Origin of the sequence: Bradyrhizobium sp. SRL28, from assembly GCF_018596315.1 — a bacterium.
Classification (GTDB): domain Bacteria; phylum Pseudomonadota; class Alphaproteobacteria; order Rhizobiales; family Xanthobacteraceae; genus Bradyrhizobium.
Genome location: NZ_JAHEAG010000005.1, coordinates 396,149 through 408,126, shown reverse-complemented (window position 1 = coordinate 408,126; position 11,978 = coordinate 396,149). Strand labels below are relative to the sequence as shown.

General features: G+C 60.3%; 12 protein-coding genes and 1 tRNA gene. 7 read left to right on the top strand and 6 right to left on the bottom strand.

All coding sequences use genetic code 11. The features are described from left to right. Window positions 1-15 precede the first annotated feature (15 nt). The 4 genes from KIP88_RS15625 to KIP88_RS15610 all read right to left on the bottom strand — a co-directional run bounded on the left by KIP88_RS15625 (window position 16) and on the right by KIP88_RS15610 (window position 5,059). A complete protein-coding gene (locus KIP88_RS15625; RefSeq protein WP_214488788.1) occupies window positions 16-1,770 on the bottom strand; it encodes a PHB depolymerase family esterase in 1,755 nt (584 codons plus the stop codon). 636 nt (window positions 1,771-2,406) lie between these two features. Beyond that, on the bottom strand, window positions 2,407-3,381 hold the full coding sequence (locus tag KIP88_RS15620; protein ID WP_214488787.1) for a Bug family tripartite tricarboxylate transporter substrate binding protein: 975 nt from the start codon (window positions 3,379-3,381) through the stop codon (window positions 2,407-2,409). A gap of 69 nt (window positions 3,382-3,450) precedes the next feature. Continuing rightward, entirely contained in the window at window positions 3,451-4,146 is a 696-nt protein-coding gene (locus KIP88_RS15615; RefSeq protein WP_214488786.1) for an urease accessory protein, read from the bottom strand. A gap of 193 nt (window positions 4,147-4,339) precedes the next feature. After that, window positions 4,340-5,059 carry a dienelactone hydrolase family protein gene (locus KIP88_RS15610; protein ID WP_214488785.1) on the bottom strand — a complete coding sequence of 240 codons (720 nt, stop codon included), beginning with the start codon at window positions 5,057-5,059 and terminating at the stop codon, window positions 4,340-4,342. A gap of 192 nt (window positions 5,060-5,251) precedes the next feature. Here KIP88_RS15610 and KIP88_RS15605 point away from each other — a divergent pair, with 192 nt between their 5' ends. Together KIP88_RS15605 and KIP88_RS15600 are read left to right on the top strand one after the other, a co-directional pair. Next, window positions 5,252-5,686 (top strand): hypothetical protein, encoded by a 435-nt coding sequence (locus tag KIP88_RS15605; protein ID WP_214488784.1) that lies wholly within the window; start codon window positions 5,252-5,254, stop codon window positions 5,684-5,686. A gap of 172 nt (window positions 5,687-5,858) precedes the next feature. Beyond that, window positions 5,859-5,933 (top strand) — tRNA-Thr (locus tag KIP88_RS15600). 444 nt (window positions 5,934-6,377) lie between these two features. Here KIP88_RS15600 and KIP88_RS15595 read toward each other — a convergent pair. After that, a complete protein-coding gene (locus tag KIP88_RS15595; RefSeq protein ID WP_214488783.1) occupies window positions 6,378-7,931 on the bottom strand; it encodes a porin in 1,554 nt (517 codons plus the stop codon). A 513-nt stretch (window positions 7,932-8,444) separates the two neighbouring features. On the opposite strand from KIP88_RS15595, the gene KIP88_RS15590 reads away from it, so the two are divergent. Beyond that, on the top strand, window positions 8,445-8,858 hold the full coding sequence (locus KIP88_RS15590) for a MarR family transcriptional regulator (RefSeq protein ID WP_308163572.1): 414 nt from the start codon (window positions 8,445-8,447) through the stop codon (window positions 8,856-8,858). A 15-nt stretch (window positions 8,859-8,873) separates the two neighbouring features. Here KIP88_RS15590 and KIP88_RS15585 read toward each other — a convergent pair whose 3' ends face one another. Continuing rightward, window positions 8,874-9,797 carry a S9 family peptidase gene (locus KIP88_RS15585; protein WP_249790817.1) on the bottom strand — a complete coding sequence of 308 codons (924 nt, stop codon included), beginning with the start codon at window positions 9,795-9,797 and terminating at the stop codon, window positions 8,874-8,876. Here KIP88_RS15585 and KIP88_RS46520 point away from each other — a divergent pair. From KIP88_RS46520 to KIP88_RS15565, 4 genes are all read left to right on the top strand, one after another. Continuing rightward, complete coding sequence (locus KIP88_RS46520) at window positions 9,747-10,013, top strand: hypothetical protein (protein WP_249790820.1); 267 nt, start codon at window positions 9,747-9,749, stop codon at window positions 10,011-10,013. The two genes, KIP88_RS15585 and KIP88_RS46520, sit on opposite strands and share 51 nt — an antisense overlap. Window positions 10,014-10,143: 130 nt before the next feature. Next, the gene (locus tag KIP88_RS46515; protein ID WP_249790790.1) at window positions 10,144-10,680 is read left to right on the top strand and encodes a hypothetical protein; all 537 of its coding nucleotides are present in this window, start codon (window positions 10,144-10,146) and stop codon (window positions 10,678-10,680) included. 189 nt (window positions 10,681-10,869) lie between these two features. Continuing rightward, window positions 10,870-11,346, top strand: coding sequence for a hypothetical protein (locus KIP88_RS15575; protein WP_214488780.1), 477 nt, complete (start codon window positions 10,870-10,872; stop codon window positions 11,344-11,346). A gap of 372 nt (window positions 11,347-11,718) precedes the next feature. Beyond that, window positions 11,719-11,973 carry a hypothetical protein gene (locus KIP88_RS15565; protein WP_214488778.1) on the top strand — a complete coding sequence of 85 codons (255 nt, stop codon included), beginning with the start codon at window positions 11,719-11,721 and terminating at the stop codon, window positions 11,971-11,973. Window positions 11,974-11,978: the final 5 nt, after the last annotated feature.

Here is an 11,978-nt window from a genome sequence, read left to right as displayed (position 1 = left end):
CTGCGCCGCAAGCCCTCATGGGATATTCTCCCGATGGACATACCAATCCGGCGAGGCAGCCTTTCGCTGCAGCGGAAACGGATTGAACTGGTTCGCCGAGAAGATTTCCAAGAAGCCAACATCGCAAGCGCCGAAACCTATGCTCGGACAGCGCGCACCGTAAACCCTGAGCCTGCCGGCGTTCATATGCACTTGCCAGTTGGCGGTAACGACCTCCAGATCGCTCACATTCGCATTTGGGCCCGAAGCAATGGCGCTTTTTGCGCCCAGAACATCGGTTGCTTGAGCCTGCGTCGAATAGGTGCCGGCAGGCAATCCACACTCTTGATATTGATAACTCCCCTGACTCAAATCTGCAGGCTTGAAGCCGCGCGTCGCGAGTTGGACCTCCACCCTGGCGACCTGGTCGTCAGTATCTGAGGCGCTCCCGATCAGTGTGATGCAATCGCCGCGGATCGACAGATTGTCGATAGCGACCACAGGCGGGACATTGTTTGGCGGCACTCCGACGGCGACAGCTTGGCCCGTCACGCTCGCCGTCAGGCCGTCATTGTCTTTCGCGATGGCCACTGGCAGGTAATTCGCATTATTGCGCAGATTGTCGAAAGCAACCGTCCAGGCGGTCGTTCCCGAGGCGATTTTTTGCGGCTGTGGGAATTGACCATCCAATCGCACGCTAACCTCCGCGAGCGGCCCGGCCGACGCAGCGGCCGATCCGGTTACGGTTATGGAAGTCCCGGTGGCCGAGGCGGACGTTATGGAAACAGACGGAGGTGGATTGTCAGCGAAGGGGTGGCCTTTGAAAAAGGTCCACTGCAATTCGCTGGCGCTTGGTCCGTTCGGATTGGCGAATTGTCCGCTGTTGTCCCCAACCCAGTAATGCGCGCTGTTAAACCCGCGATCGCCTTCGTAAAGGACTGTCTCGACGACAGAGCGCCGGGGTAGCCCATACTTTGTGTGCGTGCAGGCCACGCCTCTTGCCGTACAGTCCGTGGTCGCGACAGCCGCCCGGTTGATTCCATAGCGGTCGAGCCACGAATCCCGAATATGCTCCGAACCCGTTACGTTGACCTTGCAATCATTGCGGGCATGAATCGCCATGATCGGGATTGGTCGCTGCTCATCGGGCTTGCTCTGTTCCGCCCGCATGGCGGCAACGACTGCGGAAACCGGCTTGAAACGTCCCTGCACATTGCACCCGAGGAAGGCGACCGAGGACGAAGTCTCCGAATAGGGCAGCCCCTCAACGGATCCCGCGGCCGCAAAATATTCGTTATGTGCGACTGCCAAGTCTACCGCCATTCCGGCGCCTGAGGACAAGCCGGTGACGTAGCGCCGGTTAGGATCGATCTTGAACGCAGCCTCCACCTCGAGCGCCATTTGGTACAAATCCTCGACCTCCCCCGCGCCCTCATGAATATGCTCGTCGATAAAGAACCCCCAGCAGTTGGGCGCGCGCTGTGGTAGCGGGTCAAAACTTGTGATGAAGGGGTAGACGACGATGAAATTGTCGCGCTCCGCAAGGTCCTTGAACCGGGTCTCGTTGATCATATTGACTTCGGTCTGACCGCAGCCGTGCAAGACCATCACCATTGGCACAGGGCTTTGCCCTGTATAGCCCGAAGGGACGAAAACTTGATATTGGCGATCCCGCGACCCCGCGTAGGATTTCTTCATGAACGATTTCTGTTCGATCCGCCCGGCGGCGGCCATTGTGGTAAATGCGAAGCAAGTCAAAAGCGCCAGCACTAAGCTCGACCTTGACAACATTTGCTCCTCCGATTTCTCAAACCATCGGCCAGCATCCCGTCGGCACATCAGCCAATTGCTCAATTGCGAGAATGTCCCAGACCGGATTCAGTTCACGCGTTGTTTGTTTTTGAATTGCTGCGACTTTTGAATTGCTACGACCTGGCCTTAACGCGTAGCCATTCACGTCAGCGACCGTCGCGGTGTCGCTATCGGATTTGAAGTTCGGTCAGAACTGCGCGACTGAGCCGCTGCCCCGGCAACGATACCTTTGGCCTCGATCTCCCCAGACCTTGCTTGTTGCCAGTTGCAAACCTAGCGCATTTTAGGTTCGGGGGCTGTGAGTTAACTCACAGGTTGTTTCGAAAGATTCGCAGCTCGCGTCTGGCTCGACGATAGGAACACTAAGTCAAAGGGGAAGCCGTCGATGCCTCCCGGCCACAAGAGACCGATATTGCGGTAGACGAGCTACGCTAAACAGCTCCCGGCGCGGTCATCGTGGCGGCGGAAATTGGTGTTGCGGCGGAGCCCACGTCGTGTTGGTAAATTGCGGCCGCTCACGCCACATTACGGTTCCGCGCACGCGGGCGCTACGTCGCCCCGGCGCAACACTTGCGAGGCGCAACGCGCCGAAGCGCACGCAATGACGGCGCGCCGTCAATTCGTGATCTTGTATCCCGTTTCCTTCACGACCGGCTGCCAGAACGCGGTGTTGGCAGCGAGTTGCTGGGTCAGGCCTTCGGGCGTCGAGCCAACCGGGATCAGGCCGATCGCGAGCAGCTTCTCCTTGACCTCGGGCTTGGCGAGCGCGGCAGCGGCCGCTTCGCTCAGTTTCTTCGCGAAATCGGATGAAGCGCCCGCCGGCAGCCACATGCCGTACCAGGCATCCGCCACCAGATCGATGCCGTTCTCCTTCAGGGTCGGCGCGTCCGGGAGGAACGGCGAACGCGTCTCGCTGCCGACCGCGAGAATCCGGATGTTGCCGGCGCGATGCTGCGGGATGGCATCGGTCAACGTGGAAATCGCGAACGGCATATGGCCGCCGACGAGGTCGTTGATGATCGGCGCGCTGCCGCGATAGGCCACGCGCGTCAGCTTGATGCCCAGCGCCTGCTCGAGCCGCGATCCGCTAAAATGCGGAATGGTGCCGTTGCTGGGCACGCCGAACGTGGCCTTGTCCGGATTGGCTTTCAGCCAGGCGACGAATTGCTTGAAGTCCTTGACCTCGGCCGGGACGGCCGTGCCGACGAAGACACAGAACTCGAACCGCGCGAGCTGGCTGACCGGAACGAAATCCTTCGCCGCGTCAAAACTCGGCGTCGTCTCGACCATCGGCAGCAGATACATCGTCGGCCCCGTGGTCACGAGGATGGTGGTGCCATCGGGATTGGCCCCCTTCACCGCCTTGATGCCGATCAAGCCGTCACCGCCGGTGCGGTTCTCGACAATGATATTGCGGTCGAGCAATGGGCCGATGTGTTGCGCCAGCAAGCGGCACAGCGCATCGCCACCGCCGCCGGCCGCGAAGGGAAAGATGACTTTGGTCAGCGGGCCCGATTGTGCCAGCGCCTGGCCCGTCAAGGCGCCCAGTGAACATGCGGCGCTTCCGGCCAGAAAATCTCGGCGTTTCATCGTATCCTCTCCGAATACATTGTTATTGCTATTATTGCTGATCAGCCCGCCGCGCTGAGGCGACCGGCGTCAGGCCAGTACCGTCTCGACCACGGTCATAACGCCGATCGCGACGGTGGCAAGACCCACAGCGCCCTGCAGGCCGCGATTGGCCCAGGTGAGCGAGCGGGCGGAGACCGCGAGCGGCACCGCGATCACCGTCGACAGCGCGCCCATGCCGATCATCGAGCCAACGCCGAACAGTGCGACGTAACCGAGGCCGACCGCGGGACTGGAGGCCTGCGTGACCGCGAGCACCAGCAGCGCGGCCGAGCCCGCCATGCCGTGCATCAGGCCGACCAGCAGCGTGCGCCAGCGGAAGCCATGGCCATGGGCGTGGGCCGCACGGGCATGCGGCGCGGTTTCGCCGGCATGGCTGTGGGCATGGAAATGCACCGTGCCGTCGCCATGGCCGTGCTGGTGAAAATGCACGCGGTCGCGCCACAGCCGCCACAGCACATGAGCGCCGAGGCCGATCAGCATGAAGCCGACAGCGGTTTCGAGCGGCCGGGCAACGCTCTCGGGAATCGCGCGGCCGAGCAGGATGGCGGCGCCGGCAAAGACGAACAGCGTCAGCGTATGGCCGAGCCCCCAGGTCAGCCCGTGCTTGACGATATCGGCCCCATGGCTGCGGCGCGCGGCGATGCTGGATACGGCGGCGATGTGATCGGCCTCGAGCGCATGCTGCATGCCCAGCAAAAACCCCAGTCCAAGAATTCCGAACATACGCCCCTGCCCACTGTATCAGTCGAAGTTCAAGACGAACTTCCGATTTTTGTTTTGACGCGTTTTCTACCGCAGATAAGTCCACGCAATCTGCGTAAACTTGATTGCTATACGAACCTGTGTCCACCCACGGATCAAGTCCGAGGGCATGCCTCGATTGAAAACGCCATGAAATACCAGTTGGAAGCCTTTGTCAGGTCAAGACTTCATCGAACAGGCTTTTCATCGACGCCCAGGAGCGGCGGTCGGCCTGTTCGTTGTAGAGCGCGGTGCGCATGATCGAACCATCGGCGGCCGGATTGGTGAACCCGTGCAGTGTGTTGCCGTAAGCGATGACCTGCCAGTCCTTCACCCCGCCGGTGCGCATCTCGTTCTCGAAATCGGCGAGTTGTTCCGGCGGCGCCAGGGGATCGTCGACGCCGGTGCAGACCAGCACGCTGGCCTTCATTTGCCCCGGTTGCGCCGGCATCTTGGTCGCCAGCACGCCGTGGAAACTGACCACCGCCTTCAGCTCGGCGCCCTCGCGTGCCAGCTCCAGCACCACCGACCCGCCAAAGCAGAATCCGATCGCCGCCAGCCTGCCGGCATCGACCTGCGGCAGCGCGGCGAGCGTTTCGAGCGCGGCGCGCCCTCGCGCACGCAGCTTGTCCGGCTCGGCGCGAAGCCCGCTGACCAGGGATGCGACTTCCTGCAGATTGGACGCCTGTCGCCGATCGCCGAACATGTCGGCGGCGAACGCGACATAGCCGAGACCCGCGAGCCGGCGCGCGCGCTCCATCACGAAGTCGCCGAGCCCCAGCCCTTCGTGAAACACCAGAACGCCGGGCCGCCTTCCGGCAGTGCTTTCATCAAGTGCGAGATAGCCGCACAAATTGACCTCGCCGCAGCGGTAATCGACGTCGCGCGCCTGCATGAATTTCCCTGATCCTTCAAATGATAAGGAGCCGGAACTTCACATCTGTCTGGAGATCGCACAACCGAAATCGAAAGACCTCGCCCTTCCTGTCTTCGGCATCACGTCTGTTTGACTCGCGCGAAAGGGCCGCACCGGAACGATCGTCCGTACCAGCGCTTAGCGTGGCGCCACCTGCAATGGAGTCAATCAATGACAAGATCCGGAATTCTCGCGGCCGCGGCGATCCTTGCGTCCGCGCTCGCCAGCCCGGCAATGGCGCAGCAAGTCATCTACAATCCCGGCTATTGCGCGCAGTTCTATCCAAACGCCAATTGCCAGAACCGGGGACCGGGAAGCCCCTACTATGGCGGCAGCTACCAGCGTCAGGCCTATCCCGATCAGGCCTATCGGGACCGCACCTATCAGGACCGCGCTTGGCGCGACAGCTACAACCGCTGGGACGATAACGGCGGCTTCTGGCCGGGCGATGTCGCGGCCGGCGTCGGCGGTGGCGCGGTCGGCACGGCGGCTGCCATCGCCACCTCCCCGATCGGCGGCGACGAATACGCCCGACGCAACGGTTTTGTCTGTGTCCCCGGCACCTTGTTCCGCGGCGAGGACGGGCGGAGGCATCTCTGCCAGTAGGACGGTTGCGAATCGCGTTCGGAAAGGGCGGCTGGAAAGGCCGCCTTTTCCATGCGGGAGCGATGAAAACGGTTCTTGAGTTCTGGCCCTTTGCGGCCAAGTCTGATATTCGAGCCGCCGAAGATCGCACCACGTGGCGGGATACTTCTCCCCTCGCCGATCGCTTCGATTCGCCGGTTTAGCTCAGCGGTAGAGCAGCGGTTTTGTAAACCGAAGGTCGGGAGTTCAATCCTCTCAACCGGCACCACGACCTCAGCCTCGGGACAACAAGCGCAAGCTGGTTTCGATACCGGCTTTCGACCACAGAACTTGCCGAGAACCTGCTGATCGTGCGGCAGGCCCCAGGGCACAGCCAACAGTCGTCCCAAAAACTAAAAACCTCCGGCAGGGCATTGCCGGAGGTTTCGGAGGTTTAGCATAAAGTAGTTACGTCTCCTTCGAGACTAAGAGGCCGCCAAGAAATTTGCCGGCTACCTGAGTGTTATATTAGCTTAGAAAATTACCTGAGTAAATAATATTATCGGAGATTCTGAAGTTTCGGCTCCTTTTTCTGACGAGCTGAAATCCCGTTCTCTGGCCCATTCGCGCAATCGATTCTGTTCGATCGGCGACTGCGAAGCGGAGCATCGAAAAAGAAAACCCCCAGCGGTTTTCCGCTGGGGGTTCTTTAGTGAGTGTCAGACGTTCAGGATCAGAAGTTGCGCTGAGCGCGAACGTTCAGGAACACAGTGCTCTGGTCCTTGAACTCGTACACAGCAGTCGGCTTCGGAGCCGTCGGAGTCAAGGTGGCTGCACCCGTCATCTTCTGGTCGAGGAAGAACGCACCGACTTCAGCCGAGAACGTCAGGTTCTTGACGGGAGTCCAACGGGTGACCAAACCAACCTGGGCAATGTTGTAGTCCGGGTTGCATGAATAGCCCGAGCCCGCCAGCGGAGTCTTGCCGGTGTTGTAGTTGGCACACCACTGACCCTTGGCGCTGAGGATGTCAGTTGCGCTGCCATTATACCGCACGGCTGCGTAGCTGCCCCAGAGGCTGGACGACCAGTAGGGATCCCAGTTGTGGTTGAACGCACCACGGACACCCCATGCATCCACCAGCTTGAGCTCGCCACCCGGCACGTAGACCGCATCGGAGGTCTGGCCAAAGCCAATGCTCTGATACGCACCCGCAATGCCGGTGTTGCCGAACATCGCGAAGTTCGGCGAGCTACCGCTCGTGGAGATCACGGCCTTGGTGTTACCCTTCGCGTACGTTGCGTCGATCTTGATATCGTCGCCCGCACCGGTCGGGAGGTTCTTGATCTGCAACGCAGCCGTCACAGCACCGCCCCACTTGTCGTCGGGGTGACCGGAGATTTCCGACCCGACGACTGGAGCACCGCCGGCGCCGAGGGTGTTGTAGGAAGCGTTCACGTTGTGCAGGATGCCCGAAATCTGGAACAGACCCCAAGCCTGGTCGACGCGGATGTTGCCCGCGATGTCCGGAGCGTGGGTGCCGCCGTAGGCGTTCGCACCAGCACCGATCGCGGACGAAGCAACGCCGAGGTTCAGCACAGAGGTGCGGTTGAACACGGTCGGATCATCGAGGCCGATGGTGGCCGACACGCCGTTGCCGAACTGCGCGGTGTACTGGATGTTGTTGACGCCGGTCACGTAGTCCGGGCCACCCATCAAGAACGAGTTGTTGTTGCCCGGATAGCCGTTCCAAGGCGTCGCGTAGGCCGAAGCCGACTTACCGAAGGTGAAACCAGCGAACTGGATGAACACCATTTCAACCGCGACGTAACCGCCACCCGCGACGTTGAGCGAGTTGGAGGCGCCGCTCGGGCCCGGGAAGGTGCTCAGCGCGGTCGCGTTGTTGGTTCCGAAGTTGTTGAACTGGAAGTCGCCCTGACCGAAGGTGCGGACAACGCCGTATTCGGTGGCAGTACGGGTATCAACCGTGATTGCCATACGGGAACGGGACGAGAAGTAATCGCGGTAGCGATTGCCCTGACCCTGATCGCCGCTCCAGGCCGGTCCGCCATAGGTGTTGCCGTTGAACGTGGTGTCGACGCGAACGTAACCACCCAGCTTGATGCAGGTGTCGGTGCCCGGGATATAGAAGAAACCCGCGCCATACAGGGAGCAGATCCTGACGTACTCGACCGCTTTGGCCTTGACGGGAAGATCGGCAGCCTGTGCTCCGCTCAGCGCGACGAGACCCGCCGCTGAGCCGAGAATAAGGCTCTTGATCATAGTCATGTTAAACCTCCAAGTTGCTCTGCCAGGACAAGGGGCGGACCTATCGCTGTTCCCCCAGAAAAGGTCCGCCCTTGCCTTTTGAAAACCGCTCAGTCGTTTCGCGTCTTCGGACACACCCGCATCAACGCGAGGGACTTAAGCGAACCACCAAAACGGAACGATCAAGGACCCCCCAGATCGTCTTCAGAACTATGCATGTGCAACTTACGTAATCAAAATACTTTATGAACTCAGTTATCTCTATCCCGACCGACTGTGTCGCAGCGGCAACACAGCCGAGCACGCGAAATTTTGTCCGGAGAACCACCTTTACGGTGCCCAATTGGATGATTTTGTTATTAAATCGGCTAAGCTGGTTCGTGCAGACTCGGGGCCAGACAAGCCATGGCACAAGACCCCCGCAAGGGATCGGACTCGTCGAGCCGCGGCAAACGCGGACAGTCGAATGGGTTCGGCGGGAAGAATCACGACGACATCGCCCGGCAATTCGCCTGGGAGATCGCCGCCATCAATGTGCATCTCCAGGAGATTCGTTATTTCTGGGCAAAAGCCCTCGGCGTCAGCGGCCCGCAATGGATGATCCTGATGGCTCTGGCCGATCTGGATCAGGGAGAGGGCGTGCCTGTGAAGGTCGTGTCAAAGATGCTCCATGTTGACCCGTCCTTCGTGACGACACAGTCGAAGATGCTCGAGAAGAAAGGCTTCATGCGCCGAAAGACGTCAGCGGACGACGCCCGGGTCGTGCAGATGTCCTTGACGGACAAGACTTACAAGCACATCGCGGGCTTGGCTTCTCAGCAGGAGGAGCTCAACAGCTTCATCTTTGCCGAATTCAGTGATCGCGAGCTCAGCGAGTTCACCAGCAAGCTTGCGGCATTGAAGATCCGTCTCGAGAAGGCCAGCCAGAAGATCGCGATGGGGATCTGACTTTTTGCGGCGGTATCAGGCCGATATCGATTCGAGGCGATCGGCAACCCAGTCAAAGATGAACTCGTTGGCCAGCGTAGGGTTGTCGCAATGCCCTTGCGCGGCAGCCGTTTCCGAGCTTTCGAAAATCTTCAGTGAAATATCGGGATGATGGGACTTAAGCCGTTCGAACAGATCGGTAACAACGCCGCTATCCAGCCAGGCCTGTCCGCCCACCGTGACCAGGACCGGGCAGTGGAATCTCCGACCGAGCCAGCCTCGTTCAAATCCTCCGCTTCCGATGCCATCCCGCGAGAGACGGTTCATCAAGAAGGCGCGCTCGTGCATATCCCAGATTCCGCCGTCGCAAACCACGGCGGCAAAGCGGTTGTCGAGCGCGACGCCACGCGCCACAAAGGACGACCCCGCGCCGTCGCCGAGAACGGCTATCCGATGTTCGTCAATATCGGCCCGCGTCGTCAGGTAATCCATCACGCAGCCTACCGACAATTCCAGATCGGGGCGGCCGATCACCTCATCGAATTTGGCGTCGGCGTCGGAACCGAAGAGATCCACGGCCAGCAACGATATTCCCCGCTCGCGCGCGTAACGCGCCACCTTGAAGAGATATTCTTCCTTCCGATGTCCGGGGTCGCCCATGCACACGACGACAGGCGATCGACGAGAGGCGGCGGGGGCAGGCAAAAAATAGCCCTCCAACGCATGGCCTTCCAACCAGGGAATCTCGACGACCTCGCCCGCGGGGGTCAAATGCGCGATGTAGCGGCGGGCGCAGTCTCGCATGTTTCGAAACGCATGCTCCTGTTTCGGGTCGGGGACGTCGAAACCGAACGCTGAGGCTTGATAGTAGTTGATGGCGCGAAGCCAGTTACTTTGCGCGGTCAGCACATGACCGATCGTGAAGGCAGCATTGGCGCGCTCATTGCTGAGGTCGGCCATCCTTATCCATTCGCGATACCAGGAATCGCCGCCATCGTTTGGGTCTATCCGGCTTGCGGCGAGGAAGCATTCGGAGATCATCGAACCGCCTTCCTGCGCGGCGCTGAGCAGCCTCATGAATTCGATCGAGAATTCTTCACTGTCAGGCCATTGAACCCAGCCCCCTGGGCCAAAACGAACTTTCATATTGGAGACAATCCGGACCCACTCAATTGATTAAATTTAGTTATAGTTTATAGGTAACTCATGCAAGACCCGGGCCGATCCAGGTCGAGCGATAGGGTTGGTGCAATCGTAGGTGGATCCTGTCATTGAGTAGGCCGGCATGTGCCAACTTTGAAACGGCATGACATTCATCCGCGATCGGACGAAAAAAGCGCGTCAGCCTGTACTCGTGGCAGCGCCCTTTGCCTATTCGTGCAACTTGCCCATTTGGACGGCAATTATCCGTAGGTTTATTTTGCGGCATAAAACTATCAAATTGATCTGCCGCACGGGTCCGGGGCTGGACCCGGTTCTGAGGCTATTCACCGGTGGCCTGGCGTGCCCTGTCCAACCGGCCAACCCCGCCGCCGCGCCCCTCTCTCCTTCCCAGCAAGGAACTACCCCTCCTCTTGCGGGTTTTCCTCGCATGAGAATTCGCGAAGAAAACTGCAACATGGTGCTGCTTGCTGTCGTCACGTCTTTCAGCGTGGCCATTGCATGCGGCGCTACGCTGCTCGGGTTTGCCGACAACAAGCCGGTCCAGCTCGCCGATCGGACGACTGGTCGTGTCGAGCAAGCGCCCTCACCCGACAAGCGAATCATCTACGTCAACGACCAGCCGCAGGTGCGCGTGATCGGCGCGCCATTTATCCCGAACACGAATCCCCGCGAACGCTAGCACCCGCTTCGGGCGGCCGTGCTTGCAGAGCCTGGCCGCTACGTGATGCACCATGTGCACGGCGCCAGTCACGACTGTCACCGTTTTGTCACCTCGCGCGCAAAAGCGTGGCAGTTATCCCCCGTCACCTCACCACCCGCTTGATTCCACAAAAGCCGTTTGATGGAGTGACTTGGGCCGAGGTGTTTCATGAAATGGATGAGGGAACGCGATCTCCTGATCGCGCAAACGATGGCGTTCGTTCAATCGGTGACCGGCAAGACGCCGGAGGCCGAGAAGACGGTCGCCGAGAAGACGGTCACGGCGTCGGTCGCCCTGCTCTCCGTCGAGACATCCGAAACCATCCGATCCGAAACCATCCGCGCGGCCACTCTCCTTCCCGCCATTAAGTCTCTGCTGGCGGAGACGCCGCCCGCTGCCCAGGCGCCGAAAGACGTACCAATAGAAGCGTCAACGGAAGTACCGCGGGAGATATCGAGGCCGGCTCCTCCTGCGCGTCTTGACCTGCGGGAGGACTTCCAGTCCGAGATCAGGGCGCGGGTCGCCAATTTCCGCGCTCATCAGGAGCGCTTCAACCGCGAGCGCGAGGCCTATTGCAGCGCGACCATGGCGAAGGTCCATGCATCTCTCAAGGAAGGCGAGCAGCCGCCGCGGCCGGTGAAGTAGACCCCCGAGACACCGGTCCGCCCTTCCCCGGCATCCGCATGATATTCGGAGCCATATTTACAGCCAGGCGTAGACCAGCGCCATGTTGGCCGCGCAGGCGACCAGCAGGCAGACGGTCAGCGTGAGTTGGACACGCTCACAGGAGATCTGGAGGCTCGTTCTCATGGCCGGAAACATCCGGCGATTCTGGCGGTCGAGTCTCGGGGATTCTTTTTTCGGGCGTTTACGGCTCGTTAAAGACTCAGAGACTCCACGAAAATGGGCCGAAGCGAGCCAATTTGCTCCCGAAACAGCCTGTGGAATGGCGGCATGGCAGCCAAGCCTGAAACCCGGACCCTGCTTCCGCGTTGACCGTTTTTACCGGAGCCAACAATGCCCTACGCGCTGTTCTCGAACGATGCCAAGCTGAGCAAGGCCTATCCCACCGCGGCCGATGTCTGGACGATTGCCCAGAAGAGCGGGCTCGTGGTCGATGTCGTCTCCGGACAAGACAACGCCGGCCCCCGTCCGGTGCTAGACCATGATTATGAGATCAAGCCGTGTCAGCTCGAGCCGCATGAAGACCCCGCCCGAAACAAGGCCGAGGCCGAGCGCGAAGCGCAGACGGAATTGCAGTTGGCGTCGTAAGGCGG

Bases quoted from the DNA above. Each gene is read 5' to 3' on its own strand.
- KIP88_RS15625 (WP_214488788.1), bottom strand. From the start codon at position 1,770: ATGTTGTCAAGGTCGAGCTTAGTGCTGGCGCTTTTGACTTGCTTCGCA.
- KIP88_RS15620 (WP_214488787.1), bottom strand. From the start codon at position 3,381: ATGAAACGCCGAGATTTTCTGGCCGGAAGCGCCGCATGTTCACTGGGC.
- KIP88_RS15615 (WP_214488786.1), bottom strand. From the start codon at position 4,146: ATGTTCGGAATTCTTGGACTGGGGTTTTTGCTGGGCATGCAGCATGCG.
- KIP88_RS15610 (WP_214488785.1), bottom strand. From the start codon at position 5,059: ATGCAGGCGCGCGACGTCGATTACCGCTGCGGCGAGGTCAATTTGTGC.
- KIP88_RS15605 (WP_214488784.1), top strand. From the start codon at position 5,252: ATGACAAGATCCGGAATTCTCGCGGCCGCGGCGATCCTTGCGTCCGCG.
- KIP88_RS15595 (WP_214488783.1), bottom strand. From the start codon at position 7,931: ATGACTATGATCAAGAGCCTTATTCTCGGCTCAGCGGCGGGTCTCGTC.
- KIP88_RS46520 (WP_249790820.1), top strand. From the start codon at position 9,747: ATGACCGATCGTGAAGGCAGCATTGGCGCGCTCATTGCTGAGGTCGGC.
- KIP88_RS15585 (WP_249790817.1), bottom strand. From the start codon at position 9,797: ATGGCCGACCTCAGCAATGAGCGCGCCAATGCTGCCTTCACGATCGGT.
- KIP88_RS46515 (WP_249790790.1), top strand. From the start codon at position 10,144: ATGACATTCATCCGCGATCGGACGAAAAAAGCGCGTCAGCCTGTACTC.
- KIP88_RS15575 (WP_214488780.1), top strand. From the start codon at position 10,870: ATGAAATGGATGAGGGAACGCGATCTCCTGATCGCGCAAACGATGGCG.
- KIP88_RS15565 (WP_214488778.1), top strand. From the start codon at position 11,719: ATGCCCTACGCGCTGTTCTCGAACGATGCCAAGCTGAGCAAGGCCTAT.